Below are 16,856 nucleotides of genomic sequence, written 5' to 3' on the forward strand. Positions count from 1 at the left end.
ATGACCACACAACAAAGCAGAGCGATTGCGACCCTGTCGGCGGCGAGTGCGGCAGCTATCCTGTTCATAGCGACCGCCCAGTACGGCGGTTACCGCATCAATTTGACGCCGAGCGGGTCACTGGGCCTCTGGCGCATCGTTCCGCTTTATCGCCCTCCGGATGTCGAGGATCTGGTGTTCATCTGCCCACCGGAAACGGTCGAAATGCGGGAGGGGCGCGCGCGGGGCTATCTGCGCTCAGGTCTTTGTCCCGGCGGCGTTGCGCCTTTCATCAAGGCGGTTGCCGCCGTCGCCGGTCAACATGTCAAGATCGATGCCAACGTCAAAGTTGACGGGCGGGCGATTCCCTCATCGGAGATCGAGCAAAGAGACGGAAAGGGACGGCTGCTGTCGTCCTTTCGGGGCGGCGCCGTCCCGTGGGGATATGTCTTTCTGCATTCCCCATCGGTCGGCTCCTACGATTCCAGATATTTTGGACCAGTGCCCGCTTCCGGCATTCTCGGTCTGGCCGAGGAAGTATTTACCTATGCGCCGTGATTTCGTTCTGCCGATGCTGTTGATACTCTCTTCGATCTTAGTGGGCGCGGTGGCGTGGAGCGGCCACGTGCTGCTTTTCCCTATCGCGCTAGGGTTCCCAATCCTTTGGTCGATTTCGCGAACGAGAACAGTAGCCGCATTCGTCTCCTCGGGATACTTCTTGTCCGCATCACGTGGGTTGCCGCAAGGCGTCGCCGCCTTCTATTCGTCTGATATCTGGCCGGGCTTGTTGCTATGGCTGTGCGCGTCTTTGGGCTTTGTTGTAACTCATTCGATCCTCTGGACAGCGAACCCTATCAATCGCCCGTTTCGCTATCTCCTTGCGGCTGTCATCATGGCAATCCCGCCTTTGGGTATCATGGGTTGGGCGCATCCTGTCACGGCTGCCGGCATTCTATTCCCGGGATCGGGATGGTGGGGACTTGGCTTCATGTCAGCTGGCCTGGCGAGCCTCGTGACCCGCGCTTGGCCTGTTGTCGCAATAGCTTTGGCATGCCATTGGCTGTGGTCCGCCGCAGTCTGGACCGATCCGAGACTACCGGAAGGCTGGCACGGCATCGATCTGAAAATGGGAGCTTCACTCGGCCGCGAAGCCGGTCTTCAACGCCAGCGGGACTTGATCGCAGCGGTACGCGGCGCAACTGGGGATGGCGCTCGATTTGTCGTCCTGCCGGAAAGTGCGCTCGGTTTTTGGACACGGACCGTGGAGCGGGTTTGGAAAAGCGCGTCGGGTAGTGCGGACGCCACGGTCATCGCCGGCGCCGCGGTGGTCGATCCCGAGGGCTACGACAATGTGCTCGTTGCGATCGACAGCAAGGGCGGCCGCATCCTCTATCGCGAACGCATGCCGGTTCCCGGCTCGATGTGGCAGCCCTGGAGATCCTGGTTCGGGAGGGTCGGCGGTGCCAGGGCGGACTTTTTTGCGAACCCGGTTGTTTCTATCGGTGCCAGTAGGGCAGCACCGCTGATCTGTTACGAGCAACTGATTATTTGGCCCATCCTCCAGTCCATGCTCTACGATCCGAATTTCGTCGTTGCTGTCGGAAACGGATGGTGGACCGAAAGGACATCAATCATCGCGATACAGCGTGCTGCTGCCATTGCGTGGGCTCGGCTCTTCGCAAAGCCGCTCGTTCTTTCCTTCAACATGTGAGCGCCAAGGAGGCACCATGCTTCATGCGGCCCTGATAAAGGAATGCGCCGATCCCTCGCTCAAGCCCGCCATCGTGGAGCAGTTCATAGCCGCCGCGGGTTCGCCTGACCCCCTCTCCATCACAGTCAAATCAGGTGGGCGATTGATACTCGTGTCGAAAGCGAGATCGACCAAGGAGGCGATTGAGATCATTCGGCAACATGCTGACAAGGCGGTCGTCCGTGTCGGTCTGACGCAGATTCCCGCCGGTGTGGGAGTAAAACAACTGACGGATTTGAAAACGGACCTAATCGACGCCTGCCAAAACCTTCGCAAAGGTACCGCAATGTTTTCCAAGGTACTGAGGATCGTTGCCAAATGGTACGGGAATCCCATTAGCGCAGACGTTTTCCCGCAGATCTTTGACGATGCTGTTTACGCATGGAAGACCGGCGAGTTTGAGGGGGTCGGCGTGTTTCAGGCAGAAGATCCAGGAAACGGCATGGACATGGAAAATGCTGCACGGCCCACCGACGACGCAGGCAATGGCGACTCCAGTCCGGAGAGCGAGACAACCGAAAGCCCCGAGCAAACACAGCCCATCGGATCGGCAGAGATGCGGATCGACCTCTCGCGGATCGGCGGAAAATGATCTTTCGCAATGCGGCCAGGCATCGGCAACGGTCAGGCTCAAACAAACTGGTTAAGTTCGCGCCAAGCTTATTGGGTCAGCGTGACTTCGTCAAAAGCTCAGCCGGCTCGACCCCTAGCGCCTTGGCGATCTGGCCGAGAACAGTGACACTGGCCGACACATCTGCGCGCTCGATTTTGCCGATGTAACGCGCGCTGAGGCCCGAGCGGTGGGCAAGTTCTTCCTGCGTCAGTTCCTTGCCATGACGTATCCGACGCAGATTAATCGCCATGACCTCCTTGAGATCCATGACGTGACCGGAACCTGAATAGGAATGATCGTTCCAGGAACGATAGTTCCGAATCCGCTTTGCATGTGATATTCATCTCGAAGGCTGTCATCGGCTTCCTTGGGATAAAGGGTATAATCTTCTGCAAGTCAGCCGTGCAGTTATGGCCAGGGTGGTGTAATGCTCGCGGAGATTGTATTTTTGAGAGACAAATGACGTGAACTCATCCGAGACGAACGAAGAAGCAAAACCCATCGGATCTCGCTTCCACTCCATGCAAAAGGCAGAGCTAGAAGCGCTCGCGATATCTGCAATCCGCGAGCACCGCCGGCTTATTGTTGCCGACGAAGCTGTTTATGCGGAGTGGAATCGAGCGTCTTCCGACCCGTCGGTTTCCAGCGACATTATGGAGAGCTTGCAGCAGGAGTATGCCGCGTGTCAGACGAAATCCGAAGCCCAGCAGGAAGAACTCTCGGAAATGATCGAGGCACTTGGGTACATCCCTGAGGTCCCCTGGGATGGCAATCATTCAAACTAACCCGTAATCTTTAGCGATCGCGACAAGTTGTGGAACGGTCGCCGCCTCGAGCTTGCGACGAGCGCTATCCAGGTAGTGCTGGACTGTTCTGGGGTTGATTCCGGTCAGCATAGCCGTTTCGGGCGCATTCTTGCCCTTCGCAGCCCACATGAGGCACATCGCTTCTCTTGGCGAGAGCAACCGTTTCGGGGCTACGATCGTCGTCGCCGCTATAATCTTCAGGCGGTAGTGGATCGCAAGGACCGCCTGTATCGCTTTTTGCGCACCCGGCAATTTGGGATTTTGGGCCCTTTTCTCCGAAGAGGCAAAGGTCAGCATCATTGTCGAGCCGAAACTTCCTTCGACCGGAACCGTCAGCCCACTGCGGATGCCGTGTTCAATCGCCTGATCTCGAAAGTGTCTGAGTTCGGACGCACCGCGAGCCGGCCATTCGTCCGCGGACCAGAAGAACATCTCCATGCGACGCTTCGCTTCGGTGACGACGGGGTCTATGCGCGAATACCGACTGCGCAGGTAAACGCCCTGCCATTCCTCCGGATAGGAGTTGAATGTTTGGACTTCGGCTCCTTCTGTTTGCAAATAAGCGAAACGCTCAAAGCCCAAGGAATTTGCGAAGCTTTTTAAAGCGCTCTTGATCATGCGTTCATCTTGCGCAGCTTCCGTCATATCGATTAGGGAGCGAAGGTCACTGTCCACTGGCTTTCCTCCTATTGCGCAGCTGCGAGCCTCCGACCCACCGCCGTTCATGTGCCGCGAGTTATTGGGGTGCCACCGTTCGGCGAGCCGGAGTCACACGGGACCATGCGATTTCTGTATTCCCTTCGTCTCCGAGGAGAATGCAGTTGCATTCTCAGCGAAGGATATTCACGGTCGTTGCAGACCATAGGTCTACTCACCTCTATCGAGTATTCAAGACCTCTCGATATGAAAGATTCTGGAGGCGAGATTCCAGCGTCAAATTGATTGTCGCGGCATCGAGCGGCGTTACCGATGCGCACGAAATGACCATTTCTGAGCGGGCTAGTGGTCGCGATAGGTTGAAGGGAAGATTATGTCCTGATCAACCAGGACGTTGAACTTGTAGCCTTGGCGAATGCGAATTGTTGGCTGAACGTTTAGATTTTTCGAGATCGTTTGCTCCGCGACGCGACCGAAGCTTTCTGCAAAACTCCGACGCGCGGCGTCCGAGGCGGTATCTTGCGTCGCGAGTGACTGACTCTCGGGCAACGACATGTCAATGCCGGTTCCGATGATTGCCACCAGCGCTGCGGATCCGAAGGTCCTCCAAAGATGACGGTCGACCCGATCCCGGAAGCCTCCATATCCTTCGGCGTCCGTGCCCGCCATACCGCCGACCTGCAGAGTAGACCCATTGGGGAATATGAGGTCAGTCCACACGACGAGGACACGTTCCTGACCGAAGGACACCTTGGAATCGTAGCGACCGAACAGCTTTGCACCTTGTGGGATGAGGAGGCGGTAGCCAGTTGCGCTGTCGTATACATTCTGACTCACTTGGGCGATAATCCGGCCTGGCAGGTCGGAATTCAGCCCCGTGATCAGGGTGGCGGGGATGACCGAACCGCGCTTCAATTCATAGGGTGATATCTGCGGCACGACCCGGTTCGGGAGGTAGCCGAAATCTTTGATATCCTGAGAAAAAAAGCCCTCCTTCAATGCCTGGCCGTTCGGATCGACGTTCTGGCCCATAAGGCCGGATTTCAAGGCGGCAGCATACAGATCTGATGCACCATTAGACGTACCAGTTGCTGTCTGACGGCTCGTGTTCGTATCTGCCAACCGCTCGGCGGCGGATATGTCGACCTTTAGCGGCGAATCGAACGCTGTCGCTCGGGCCTGGAGGCGAGCCATTCGTTGGCGCTGGGCCTCGCGCAGATATTCTTCATCCTGCTCCCGCTTAAGGCGAGCTTCCCACTCCTCTTCGGATTCAAAACTGGGTCGCCGGCCCTGCTGTTCCGTGGGTCCGTGCTCTGCAACTGGCTCTTGCCTCTCGATGTTATTCTCGACGACAGGTGCGGGCTGGAAAGTCTCGCGCTCAACGGGCTCGCCGATAATTCCATCCGATATACTCCGCTTCAGCTGATCGCCGAAACTTGTCGCTGGTGTCTTGGATGTGCTTTCGATGTCGTTGCTTCGGTTGAAAGAGAGCCCGCGCAATGACAAGCCAAGTACGACCACGCCGAGAAACAGCACGACAACTATGATGGCAAAGATGATCGGCAGGCGATTAAGGCGGCGCATGCCCTTTTGATCGTCGGTCCGGCTGGACGCGCCGAGTTGGAGCGACTGGACCATATTCTCCTCCGTCAGTTGTGCTGCATGATCGAAAGCGGACTAGCCGGGATAGCGCCCGCTGCTGTCGGCCTATAAGCCCGGCCAAGGGCGATGGTAGGGGTCGAAAGCCGCACTAGCACCTGTCCGTCAGCGCCATCGATTGAATAGGCAAGCTTGAATGGCTTGATGTTCTTGGTGACCCTCCCGTCCGTAACCACCCGATAGCCCCACCCCTCCAGGGCCGCTTCAAGGGCGGTCGCGAACTCCGAGCCATCCCTTTCCATCTTGATCGTCGTGGCACCGGCCTGGCCGATGTGCTCGACCAGCCGGCTTGCCATGTCGCCGGCGATGGCGCTTGCGGTCGGACCAGTGACCGTCACTAGAGCGGGGCTGGTGGTCAGTGTATTCTCGACCGTTTGGCAACCGCAGAGCAAAGCAGTCGGGATCAAAAGCGCTGGAAATTTTCGCATCCTTTAGCGTCCCCGCCGGATCGTAATTTTCTGCTGCCGCCAACCCACCCCGGAAACAAGGATCGCCTTATCCACCGCATAGTCGACGATCATCATGTCTTTCTTCATCCGGTAGTTGACGATGCGGTTTTGGCCACCAGACACGATGAAGAGTACAGGGGCGTCCTGGCTGGAGACCGACTTCGGGAATTGCAGATAGGTTTTCACCCCGTCCGAATAGACCCGTTTCGGCTTCCACGATGCGCCGCCGCTAATCGAATAGGAGAAGTTCAGCTTGTCCGGCGCGTTACCTGGAATGCCGCTCGTTTCGAGACCGGTTTTGATGTCGTCGAGCTTCGTCGACACGTCCTCCGGGTATTCGAAACCAACTCGCGCCATATATTGGTTGGGATGCGACTTGAGTTGGATGTGATAGGTTCGCCTTGAGGTTGTAACGACCATCGAAGTGAGAAGGCCTGGCTCGGACGGTTTGACGATCAGATGGATTGCCTGCCCGCCCGTTGCGCCCGAGGTTGCGGGCTCCACTTTCCACCGAACTGTGTCACCGACGAGCACGTCGCGGACCATCTCGCCGCCCTGAAGCTCGATGTCGCAGACCTGCAGCGGTGAGCAGACGACGGACGGCTGAGTTTCGCCGAACAGGAAAACCACCTTGCCGTCCGGCCCTATCGCGACCAGCCCGGGCGTCCCGCGCCACTTCCTGGAAATGTTCGTTCCCTTTACCTCGTTCGTTGTCATAGTTTGGGCCTGCGCATTGGCGACGAAAACAAGTTCGGCCATGCAACTGGCAGCTGCGATCAATGCTGTTTTGTTCATTGAAAAGTCCCCTGCCCTCAAAGCTGTGCCGTCCAGTCGAAATCCTCGACATAGAGACCGATCGGATTGAGGCGGATAATCGCCTCGTCTTGCGGGGCGGTGAGCGCCACTGTTGCGATCCCGCGGAACCGTCGCGTGCCGGTCTCCTTGCCCTTTCGATCTCGCTCGTATTCTGTCCAATCGATCTGGAAGTCTGGTTCGAGAGTGCCACGATGTTGTTGACCTCGATGGCGACCGTTGCCGATTTTGCCTTCTCGAATGGCGAATTGCCACGGAACCAGGCGTTGACCTTTTCGGTGGACGGATCGGAGGTTCGCAAATGCGCGTAGGTCCGATCGATATACTGCTTTTGAACCACTGCGTCGGGCGTGATCGAACGGAAGCTGGTGACGAAATTGCCGAGCGTCGCGCGCACGACACGGGCATCGGCATATTCGATCTGTTCTGGAAAGCCGATCGCAACCGACGTACCGAGCTTATCGACTTCGACAATGTAGGGTACCAGCTTGACCTGAGTGCTGAGATACAAAGCGTAGCTGAAACCGATTACGGCCATGGAAAGGCCGATAGTGCCAACGATGCGCCATGCGGCCGCAGCCTGTACATAGGAGCCATAGCGTTCAGTCCATTCCTGGCGAGCGGCAAGATACGGGTTTTCTGGCGCGCGGTTCGTGGCCATCATCCCTCCCTTTCTAACTACGGTTTGTTGTTGCGTTCGGGAGAGGGCTTCGGCCCGCTGTGACCGCTGTGCTGTTTATCAAGCTTGGCGTTGGCCAGTCCGAGGATTGATCCGGCATAAGCGCCCGGAGAGCCGATTGCCTTTTCCTTTGCCGCCGAGCCAGCCGCTTGCGCACCGGTACTGACGCCCGTACCTATGCCGCGAAGAGCGGCACCTCCGAGCGATGAACCCGCGGCGCGGGCAGCTTGTGCGGCGGCGAAACCGGCGTTGGCAGCGCCGACGGCGAGAAAACCAGCCCCGGCCGCGAAAGACGCCGCTTGCCCGCCGTGGCGGATCGTTTCCATTCCACCGGAGATGGATGCGCCCTGAACGACGCCCTGCATTATGTTGGGAACGTACATGGCGATGATAAAGACGACGACGGCAATGCCAGCAATCGCCAGTGCGGTCTGGAACTGGCCGCCGATATCCGGCTGGTTGGCGAGTCCGATCAGCACTTCGGAGCCGATGCGAGAAATCATGACGAGCGCCATGAGCTTCATCCCGACCGAAAAAGCGTAGACCAGATACCGGACTGCGAAATCCTTCGTGTAGGACGAACCGCCGAGGCCTAACATGATCATGCCGGCGAGGAGTCCGATATACATTTCGACCATGACGGAGACAAAAATAGCGGCAACCAGGGAAAAGGCGATCACGGTGACGACCATCGCGAACGCGGCGGAGATTGCGAGCGCGTTGTCTTCAAAGAGGCCGAACCGAATTTTCTCCGACATTTTGGTCGCAACAGCCAAGCCCGCATTGAAGACATCAGCTGGAGAAGCCGTGCCGCCTTCTGCGCCCAGCTGGAAGAGGCTGTCTACCACCGCCTTGGCGAAAGCTGGCCCCTGGGCCAGAACGAAGGCGAAGAAGCCAATGAACATGATCCGTCGCACGAGTTCGGCGAACCAACTGTCAAGAGAAGCAGCTTGCAGCGCCAACCACACTGCCGCGATGCCGATTTCGATCGTCGCCAGAATCCAGAAGAGCGATCTGGCGGCGTTCATAACCGTCGATTCCCACCCCTTTGCGGCTGTGGTGACCTGATTCTGCAGAGAGGTCAGGACCGAACCTTCCTGTGCGAGGGCTGGTTGGGCCCCAACAGCGATGATGACGGCGAACAGCATCGCGGCGCGCAACTGCTGAGGCGACATTGGGCTCCTCACCATTCTGGCGTCACCTTCTGGCCCGCGCTTACGACCGACAATACTGCGGCGGTGGCAATCAGGGTGGTTTCCGTTCTCACCACTCGATTCCCATCCTCTGGCCGCCCGATGTGGAGGGCGCAGTGGCGCTGAAGAACTTCTCCCGCCGCGCCTGCGCCAAGTCCTTGTCGGTTTGCTCTGTTTGCAGCCATGTGCCCATCATGGTCATCTGCTGCGAGACGAGGCCTCGCAGCTTCTGCATCTGGGCGACTTGTTGGGCGGCAATCTGATGCCCAACCTGCAAGGCCTTCATCTGGCCATCGGCGGACTCCGACATGCCGCGGAGTGATTTCATCGCGCCTTCTTCGCTATCGAATTGATCGGCCGTGAGGCTTGCGGCCTTGAGCGTGCTGGCGATCGTATCACGGTTGGTGTCCGACCATGTTTGATATGTCGAGGAGAAGGTCTCGGCATTCGGAAGATTGCTTTTTAGGTCAGCATAACTCTTGAAGCGTTGCTGGAGCACATCGTCCGCATTCCCCATTGAAAATGACATGCTCCGCCCGTGCTTGACGACGTTTCGGAGTTGATTGAGGTCGCTCTGCACCCGTCCCCAGATGTGGTTTGGAAGCTGGGCAGTATTCTGCAGCATGTTCTCGTAGATCTTCAGTTGATTCTGGATCTGATGGGTGAGCTGGTTGATTTGTGTGATTTGGTTTTGAATCTGCTCACCGGACTTTCCGACCAGAGAGATGAGCTGCCCGTTGTTGAGAACTTGCGTCCATTCCGTTGCAGCACCGGTGGCCGTGCCGGCATCGGCCGGCGCCGCTGCCCCGATCGAAACAGCTGTGAGCCCCAAACCGGCAATCCATTTACTCGTTTTTGAGCAGCGATGCGGCATTGTGAATTCCTCTTGATTGCAGCCAATGGAGGGGCCAGTTGCGGCCATGTTCGGATTGAAGGGTGCGAATGCGCTTGAGGTCCTCCTTTTTTGATGCGCCCACGAAGCTAAGGGCGACAGGGCCGAGCGTCATGTCAAAGAGGCGCCGTCCCTCGGGCGTCGCGACGTAGTATTCTCGCTTGGAGACTGCGGCTGCGACGATCTCGATCTGCCTCTCGTTAAAGCCGATCCTCTCATAGAACTCCCGGGCCCCTGGCGCACGCGCAGCACCATTTGGGAGGCAAATCTTGGTTGGACAGGATTCCTTCAGCACGTCAACAATCCCGGAGCGCTCGGCATCCGAGATCGATTGAGTGGCGAGAACGACAGCGCAATTTGCCTTGCGCAACACCTTCAACCATTCTCGAATTTTGCTGCGGAAAACGGGATGGCCAAGCATCAGCCAGGCCTCGTCGAGCACGATCAGACTAGGCGACCCATCCAGGCGCTTCTCGATCCGGTGGAACAGATAGGTCAGGACGGGCACAACATTGCGCTCGCCCATGTTCATGAGTTGCTCGAGCTCGAACGTCTGGAACGCGCCCAGCGACAGGCCGTCCTGCTCGGCATCAAGCAACTGGCCCATCGGTCCGTCGACTGTATAGTGATGCAGCGCATCCTTTATCTCACGCATTTGAACTCCGCTGACGAAATCCGACAGCGAGCGCCCTGGCGCGCGGGCCAACAGGCCAATCTGACGGGAAATCGCGTTTCGGTGATCGGGGGTGATCGTGACGCCTTGCAAAGCAACCAGCATCTCTATCCACTCTGTCGCCCACGCCCGGTCCGCGTCACTTTCGAGTTCGGAAAGCGGGTAGAACGCCAGAGCGCTCCTCGCTTCTGCGATGTCGCCCCCGATCTCATAGTGGTCACCACCTACGGCCAGAGTGAGCGGCAGGAGCGAATTGCCTTTGTCAAATGCGAAAATCTGGGCGTGCTCATAACGGCGGAACTGCGCGGCAATGAGGGCAAGCAATGTCGACTTGCCAGATCCTGTTGGTCCGAAAATCAAGGTGTGGCCGACGTCGTCGACGTGCAGATTCAATCGAAATGGCGTAGAACCGCTTGCGACCTGTGCAAGCGGTGGAGAGTTGGGTGGATAAAACGGGCAAGGTGCAACCGGGGTTCCGGACCACAGGGAATTCAAAGGGACAAGGTCAGCGAGATTGTTGGTGTTGATTAGCGGTTCCCGGATATTGCAATACCAGTTGCCCGGCAGGCTACCAAGAAAGGCGTCGGTGGCATTGAGTGTTTCGATCCTCGCCCCGAAACCTTCCGCTTGGATCAAACGGCGGATTGCTTCCGCCTTCTCCTGCAGTGCGTCTCGATCGTTATCGAACAGCACGACGACCGGCGTGTAGTAGCCGTAGGCAACCAATTGTGACGAGGCTTGTGCGATCGCGTCCTCAGTCTCCGCGACCATCGTGATGGCATCCTGATCTACAGATCGGCTTTGCGTCTGAAACAGCTGGTCAAAAAACGGCCGGACCTTCTGTTGCCATTTCTTGCGCGTACGTTCGAGCTTCCCTCTGGCTTCTTCGGCATCGAGAAAGATGAAGCGGGATGACCAGCGATAGGTGAGTGGCATCAGGTCAAGGCTGTTCAAGATTCCCGGCCAGCTTTCGGCCGGCAGCCCATCGATCGCAACAACCCCCACGAAGCGGCTTTCAACCTTCGGTGTCAGTCCATGCTCAAGCTCGGCTGTTGCGATCCAATCGAGAAACATCGGAACATCCGGTAGCCGGATCGGGTGGCTTTCTCCGGAGATGCAGAAGCGGACGAACTGAAGAAGCTCGTCATAATGGGCAAAGCGCTCCCCTCCCCTCTCGATCGTTTTGCGGGTTTCCATTCGCCTGATCGAAAGCGTGTTTGCGAGATACTGCTCGACCTCGCGGATGGCGTTCCCGAAGAAGAAAAGCGCTGTGTCCGCGTAAGATTTTTTCCGGCTCTCTTCATCAGAGTAGATGTATTTGCTGAGTGCGGACTTCCTGGCCTCCAGTGGGCGATGGGTAAGGATCAGCGCATGTCTGCTCTCGAAATGCCCCTGTTCTCGCGCGAAATGCGCCCGGCGCTCGGCATCTATCGCGCGCGTGACCGGATCAGGAAAGTGACAGCGATCTTCCGACGGATAGTCGACCGTCGGGATGCGGATGGCCTCAACCTGAATCATCCAGCCGCTTCCCAGCCGCGACAAGACCGCATTGATCTGTCTCGACAACTCGTTGCGCTCGAGGTCAGTCGCACTTTCGCAATCTGGGCCTGCAAAGTACCAACCTGCCATCAGACTCCCGTCCTTCAGCAGGACCACGCCGTTGTCGATGACACCGGCATACGGAACGAGGTCGGCGAAGGATGGGCCTTTGGCCCTGAAGCGTTTGAGAGCTACCACCGCCGCTACCTCAGTATCGCCGCCACGGCGAGGAGGTCGCCTTGTAGTATGGCTTGTAGGCGATGTGCCGCACGTAGACCTGTCGCATTTGCGGATCGGACTTCGCCATCATTCTGAGCACCCCCACGACAAGGATCCAGACCACAACACCTACAATCGCTGAGTAAACCGTGAGGACGACGAAGATCAGGATTACTGCCGCAAGACCCGTAATCAGCACCAGCTCCCGGTCCGCACCCATCAACAGGCTTGGGCGAGAAAGCGCACGATGGATGCGGTTGCGCTGCAGACCGGACATGGAGTCAACCATGAACTGCCTCCAGGCCTGCGTTCGAGCCAACCGACGTGATCTGCTTGCTTCTCAGGCCGATGGAGGCGCCGGTCGAGCCAAACAGGCCAACGATCGTGCTCGCGCCCAGCAGGATGCCGGCAACGAGAACGACGTACATCAGCCGCCGCGCAAAATCGTTCAGTTCGCCGCCAAAGATCAACATGCCGCCGGCGATTGCGACCGCCGCAAGCGCGATGTAGCCCGCAACCGGACCGGTGATCGATTTCTGGATCTGCTCGAGGGGCCGCTCCCACGGAAGGTTGCCACCGGAGCCGGCCAGAGCAGACCCGATAGATAAGAAAAAGCTGCACCCTGCCATGAGCGTAACTGCTATTAGCTTGTACTTATGCGACATGACGCGCCTCCTGTTCTTGCGTGGGCTTTTCAGATTCAATCTCGTATCTGCCGCCCGCGAACCGCTCGACGTGGATGACATCTCGAACACGCCGACCGCGCGGCGTCCGCTCGATCGAAATAATCAAATCGACGGCCTCTCCAATCACCTCGTGCATCGGCTGCTGGCTTGCCTCGGCGGTGAGTTGTTCCAGGCGGCGAAGCGCCGAGGTCGCAGTGTTCGAATGAATCGTCGCTACGCCCCCTGGATGGCCGGTATTCCAGGCTTTGAGCAAGGTCAGGGCCGCGCCGTCACGAACTTCGCCTACGACGATCCTATCGGGACGCAGGCGCATAGTGCTCTTCAGGAGCCGCGCCATGTCGATTGTATTGCTCGTATGTAGGAGAACGACATTCTCGGCTGCGCATTGAATTTCCGCAGTGTCCTCAAGAATGACGAGGCGATCGTCCGGCGCGGATTTGACGATCTCATCGATGACTGCGTTCGCAAGTGTCGTCTTGCCCGAGCCGGTCCCCCCAGAAATGATGATGTTGAGCCGGGCAGATATCGCACTACGGATCGTTGCCGCCTGACACTCGGTCATCACCCCTGTGCGTACGTATTCTTCGACCGGTATGAGGCGTGACGCACGGCGCCGTATGTTGAACGCAGGCCCGGCGACCACGGGGGGCAGGAGACCCTCGAAGCGGTGCCCACCGATTGGCAACTCGCCGGAGATGATGGGCTGTTCGGTGTCGACCTCAGACTGAAGCGCATGCGCTACGGTTCCGATCACCATTTCCGCGGCAGCCGGCGACATTTCGCCAGCGGGAGAAACGCCCTGGCCCAAGCGTTCGATGAACAGCTTTCCGTTGGGATTGAGCATGATCTCGACGACATTCGCATCGTCCAGCGCGACGCACAGGTGATCGCCGAGTGCCTCCTGAAGTTTGCGGACAAGCCGTGGGTGAGAGCGAAGCTGGCTCACGGATTTCTCCTTCACGCTGCTTGGCTGAGACAGCTCAGTTCAGAACGATAATTGGAAGGGCGGAGCCTCAGGAATGTCTCCGCACTCGCCTGTAGTGTACCCGCGACGGTCATTGTCACTCCGATCTTCTGTGGGCAACCTAAACGCCGCAGGGGCCATCCGACGCGGGCGAGGATCCGTTCGAAGCGGAAGTCTGTGACCGTGACGATTTCGGTGAAGCCGTTCGAGATCGACCATTCAATGATCCCGGCGAACAGGGTCAGCGTTGCCTCGTGGACCGGTCCTGCGCCCCTTCCTTCGGACAGAGCGGTGTTGACGCAGAACCGGGAGCTCTCGATCATCGCGGGATGAGCCTTCAAGCGATTGTCGGGAAGCAGCGACGGAAAAACGTCTGCCACCATAGTTGGGCCAAGAGCTGGAAGAAGGCGGGCGCATCCAGCCAAAACACCTGTTGCATTTATGGCGAGGATATAGGTCGGGCCAATTTGATCGAACCGGTCGGATTCGCATCCGCTAGCCACTAGAACTTCCCATCCTAGCCGGTCTGAAAAGACCTGGGCACGAAGCTGATGATGAGCATGAAGCAGCTGCGCTTCGGAAATGCTCCGGGGTTGTGTTATTGCCATAATCTGCATGAGGTCCTCCGGCGTTGGTGGGTTGCGGAGAAATCAGCACAGATCTAAATCAAGGTGCAGTTGTTGAATCATACAAACTCACAGCGAGTGAGTCGCGTTCAAACAGCCTCATGTTAGTGAACCGCGGCGGAAGCTGTGCAAAAGCGCACGCGGTGCTTGTAGGATTCACAGTAAAACAAACAGTGAACACCTAGTGTTGCAATTCTTGTTAACATCAAGTTATTGCACGTGAAAATGAAATTCGTTGTATTCCCCTGGGGCCTTCAGTTAACCTTTCGTTAACTGAAAAGCTCTTGCTCAAAAATGAGAATCGGCGCTTATTGCCAGTGGCGGAACTTTACCTGTTTCGCGAAAAATACCGCCACTGGCAAAAAATGGATTTTGAAATGGCGAATACCGCCGCAAAAGCAGCGCCTGTAGTTGAAGGTTTGACCGCATTGATGGAGCGTCATGCCGACGCTCTCTCCAGCCAACTTCAGGCACATCATCTGAAAGTTTTCCCCCCGACTTCCGAGAAAGGCATTCGAACATTCGGGCCGTCTGAGGCGTCCAAGCTGCTGGGCGTTGGTGAATCTTATCTACGACAGACCGCTTCGGAAATGCCTGAGTTGAATGTGAGTATGAGCCCGGGAGGTAGACGGACTTTCTCAATTGAGGATATCCATACAATCCGGAAGCATATGGATCAGATCGGGCGGGGCAACCGACGCTACCTGCCGCATCGTCGAGACGATGAGCAGCTTCAGGTCATCTCAGTTATGAATTTCAAGGGCGGTTCGGGCAAAACGACCACCGCGGCGCATCTGGCCCAATACCTGGCAATGCGCGGGTATCGGGTTCTGGCCATTGATCTCGATCCTCAGGCAAGCCTCTCCGCGTTGTTCGGAAGTCAACCGGAGACGGACGTTGGTCCGAACGAAACGCTCTACGGCGCAATTAGGTACGATGACGAGCAGGTCCCGATCGAGCAAGTCGTGCGAGGAACATACATTCCCGACCTCCATCTCATCCCTGGCAACCTTGAACTGATGGAGTTTGAACACGACACACCACGCGCGTTGATGAAGCGGAAGGAAGGCGATACACTTTTTTACGGGCGGATCAGTCAAGTTATCGAAGATATTGCGGATAACTATGACGTTGTCGTCATCGATTGCCCTCCCCAGTTGGGCTATCTGACGCTCTCGGCTCTGACGGCCGCAACCTCCATCTTAGTAACAGTGCATCCGCAGATGTTGGACGTGATGTCGATGAACCAGTTCCTGGCGATGACATCTAACCTGCTACGCGAAATCGAGAACGCCGGCGCCGAATTCAAGTTCAATTGGATGCGCTACTTGATAACCCGTTTCGAGCCGAGCGACGGACCGCAGAACCAGATGGTTGGTTATCTACGGTCAATCTTTGGTGAAAATGTACTCAATTTTCCGATGCTTAAGACCACCGCGGTTTCGGATGCTGGCCTGACAAACCAAACCCTTTTCGAAGTAGAGCGGGGGCACTTTACGCGATCGACCTATGATCGAGCCTTGGAGGCGATGAACGCCGTCAACGACGAGATCGAAACTTTGATCAAAAAAGCATGGGGTAGAGCGACATGAGCCGGAAGCACATCCTTGGCGTCTCAACAGACGCCCCCGACGCATCGTCCGCCGACAGCAGGGCTGCAAGAAGCCGCTCCATGCCGCTTCTTGGCGTAACAAGGAAGGAGCGCGATCCGGCAGCGAAACTCACCGCAAACATTGGCAACGCACTTCGCGAGCAAAATGAGCGCCTTGGCCGCGCCGATGAGATTGAGCGCCGGCTCGCTGAAGGTCAGGCAGTGATAGAACTTGACCCGTCGTCGATTGCGCCGTCTTTCGTGCAGGATCGTATGCCAGGCGAGATTGATGGGCTCATCGCTTCGATCAGGGAGCAAGGACAGCAGGTACCGATTCTTGTGCGACCTCATCCGGACCAGCCGGCGCGATATCAGGTTGCCTTCGGTCATCGCCGGTTGAGGGCTGTTTCAGAACTGGGCCTTCCAGTCAGGGCGGTTGTTCGCGAACTGACGGACGACCAACTTGTCGTAGCGCAGGGTCAGGAGAACAACGAGCGGGAAGATCTTACCTACATCGAGAAAGCGCGCTTCGCATACCATCTGAATAAGCAGTTTCCGCGCGAGATTGTCATCGCCGCGATGTCGATCGACAAGAGCAATTTGTCGAAGATGCTTCTGCTGGTCGACGCACTTCCCTCGGAACTGATCGATGCGATTGGGGCTGCGCCCGGTGTTGGAAGGCCAAGTTGGCAGCAGCTCGCGGAACTGATCGAGAAAAAGTCTTCAGCGACCGATTTGTTGAAATATGCGAGGTCGGAGGAAGTGCAAGCGCTGCCATCGGTAGATCGGTTCAAAGTGCTGATTGCTAATTTGAAGCCCCGTAAGGTGGCGCGCGGACTTCCCGGTGTGATGTCCACCCCAGATGGGACCAGGCTTGCACAAGTGACGCAGAGCAAATCCAAAGTTGAAATCATGATCGACAAGAAGGCGACGCCTGATTTTGCGGCTTTCGTGCTCGAGCAGTTGCCGACGCTTTATCAAGCGCACCGCGCTAAAAACCAACGGAAACAGGGAGAGTAACCCGCAAAAGAAAAGAGCCCCCTCAACGTCGCCGTCGCGGAAGCCCTT

At 57.3% G+C, this 16,856-nt stretch carries 18 protein-coding genes and 1 pseudogene; 6 read left to right on the plus strand and 13 right to left on the minus strand.

What is annotated here, in order from left to right; all coding sequences use genetic code 11:
• From traF to IB279_RS33940, 3 genes are read left to right on the plus strand one after another with little or no spacing between them, the layout of a single operon-like run.
• The gene (gene traF, locus IB279_RS33930; protein WP_246802227.1) at positions 1–537 is read left to right on the plus strand and encodes a conjugative transfer signal peptidase TraF; all 537 of its coding nucleotides are present in this window, start codon (positions 1–3) and stop codon (positions 535–537) included.
• The gene (locus tag IB279_RS33935) at positions 527–1,690 is read left to right on the plus strand and encodes a conjugal transfer protein TraB (RefSeq protein ID WP_192340690.1); all 1,164 of its coding nucleotides are present in this window, start codon (positions 527–529) and stop codon (positions 1,688–1,690) included. Before traF ends, IB279_RS33935 begins: the two co-directional genes overlap by 11 nt.
• A 16-nt stretch (positions 1,691–1,706) precedes the next feature.
• Complete coding sequence (locus IB279_RS33940; RefSeq protein WP_192340692.1) at positions 1,707–2,321, plus strand: TraH family protein; 615 nt, start codon at positions 1,707–1,709, stop codon at positions 2,319–2,321.
• Positions 2,322–2,397: 76 nt separating this feature from the next.
• Here the strand turns inward: IB279_RS33940 and IB279_RS33945 are convergent, their stop codons facing one another.
• Entirely contained in the window at positions 2,398–2,610 is a 213-nt protein-coding gene (locus IB279_RS33945; protein WP_192340694.1) for a helix-turn-helix domain-containing protein, read from the minus strand.
• Positions 2,611–2,806: 196 nt separating this feature from the next.
• Between IB279_RS33945 and IB279_RS33950 the strand changes: the two genes are divergently transcribed.
• The gene (locus IB279_RS33950; protein WP_192340696.1) at positions 2,807–3,127 is read left to right on the plus strand and encodes a transcriptional repressor TraM; all 321 of its coding nucleotides are present in this window, start codon (positions 2,807–2,809) and stop codon (positions 3,125–3,127) included.
• On the opposite strand, the gene IB279_RS33955 is transcribed toward IB279_RS33950, so the two are convergent.
• The 12 genes and pseudogenes from IB279_RS33955 to traI form a co-directional block, all read right to left on the minus strand.
• Complete coding sequence (locus tag IB279_RS33955) at positions 3,119–3,823, minus strand: autoinducer binding domain-containing protein (protein WP_192340698.1); 705 nt, start codon at positions 3,821–3,823, stop codon at positions 3,119–3,121. The genes IB279_RS33950 and IB279_RS33955 overlap by 9 nt on opposite strands.
• A gap of 324 nt (positions 3,824–4,147) precedes the next feature.
• A complete protein-coding gene (gene trbI / locus IB279_RS33960) occupies positions 4,148–5,443 on the minus strand; it encodes an IncP-type conjugal transfer protein TrbI (protein ID WP_192340700.1) in 1,296 nt (431 codons plus the stop codon).
• A gap of 11 nt (positions 5,444–5,454) precedes the next feature.
• The gene (gene trbH / locus IB279_RS33965; protein ID WP_192340702.1) at positions 5,455–5,892 is read right to left on the minus strand and encodes a conjugal transfer protein TrbH; all 438 of its coding nucleotides are present in this window, start codon (positions 5,890–5,892) and stop codon (positions 5,455–5,457) included.
• 3 nt (positions 5,893–5,895) lie between these two features.
• Positions 5,896–6,708 carry a P-type conjugative transfer protein TrbG gene (gene trbG / locus IB279_RS33970; protein ID WP_192340705.1) on the minus strand — a complete coding sequence of 271 codons (813 nt, stop codon included), beginning with the start codon at positions 6,706–6,708 and terminating at the stop codon, positions 5,896–5,898.
• Positions 6,709–6,725: 17 nt separating this feature from the next.
• Positions 6,726–7,387 (minus strand): annotated as a pseudogene (locus IB279_RS33975) (conjugal transfer protein TrbF).
• Positions 7,388–7,404: 17 nt separating this feature from the next.
• Positions 7,405–8,580, minus strand: a complete 1,176-nt coding sequence (gene trbL, locus IB279_RS33980) for a P-type conjugative transfer protein TrbL (RefSeq protein WP_375292972.1) — start codon at positions 8,578–8,580, stop codon at positions 7,405–7,407.
• Between the two features lie 88 nt (positions 8,581–8,668).
• On the minus strand, positions 8,669–9,472 hold the full coding sequence (gene trbJ / locus IB279_RS33985) for a P-type conjugative transfer protein TrbJ (RefSeq protein ID WP_192340706.1): 804 nt from the start codon (positions 9,470–9,472) through the stop codon (positions 8,669–8,671).
• Positions 9,444–11,900, minus strand: a complete 2,457-nt coding sequence (locus IB279_RS33990; RefSeq protein WP_192340707.1) for a conjugal transfer protein TrbE — start codon at positions 11,898–11,900, stop codon at positions 9,444–9,446. The genes trbJ and IB279_RS33990 overlap by 29 nt, the downstream gene beginning before the upstream one ends.
• Positions 11,901–11,910: 10 nt before the next feature.
• On the minus strand, positions 11,911–12,210 hold the full coding sequence (locus IB279_RS33995) for a conjugal transfer protein TrbD (RefSeq protein WP_192340708.1): 300 nt from the start codon (positions 12,208–12,210) through the stop codon (positions 11,911–11,913).
• Positions 12,203–12,586, minus strand: coding sequence for a TrbC/VirB2 family protein (locus tag IB279_RS34000; RefSeq protein ID WP_192340709.1), 384 nt, complete (start codon positions 12,584–12,586; stop codon positions 12,203–12,205). The genes IB279_RS33995 and IB279_RS34000 overlap by 8 nt, the downstream gene beginning before the upstream one ends.
• Positions 12,576–13,553, minus strand: a complete 978-nt coding sequence (gene trbB / locus IB279_RS34005) for a P-type conjugative transfer ATPase TrbB (protein ID WP_192340710.1) — start codon at positions 13,551–13,553, stop codon at positions 12,576–12,578. Before trbB ends, IB279_RS34000 begins: the two co-directional genes overlap by 11 nt.
• Before the next feature lie 11 nt (positions 13,554–13,564).
• Complete coding sequence (traI, locus tag IB279_RS34010; RefSeq protein ID WP_192340711.1) at positions 13,565–14,188, minus strand: acyl-homoserine-lactone synthase TraI; 624 nt, start codon at positions 14,186–14,188, stop codon at positions 13,565–13,567.
• Between the two features lie 386 nt (positions 14,189–14,574).
• Between traI and repA the strand changes: the two genes are divergently transcribed.
• Both repA and repB read left to right on the plus strand, forming a co-directional pair.
• The gene (gene repA, locus IB279_RS34015) at positions 14,575–15,789 is read left to right on the plus strand and encodes a plasmid partitioning protein RepA (protein ID WP_192340809.1); all 1,215 of its coding nucleotides are present in this window, start codon (positions 14,575–14,577) and stop codon (positions 15,787–15,789) included.
• The gene (gene repB / locus IB279_RS34020) at positions 15,786–16,808 is read left to right on the plus strand and encodes a plasmid partitioning protein RepB (protein WP_192340712.1); all 1,023 of its coding nucleotides are present in this window, start codon (positions 15,786–15,788) and stop codon (positions 16,806–16,808) included. Before repA ends, repB begins: the two co-directional genes overlap by 4 nt.
• Positions 16,809–16,856 lie beyond the last annotated feature (48 nt).

The sequence above is a fragment of the Ensifer sp. ENS06 genome, from assembly GCF_014852205.1.
GTDB lineage: Bacteria > Pseudomonadota > Alphaproteobacteria > Rhizobiales > Rhizobiaceae > Ensifer > Ensifer adhaerens.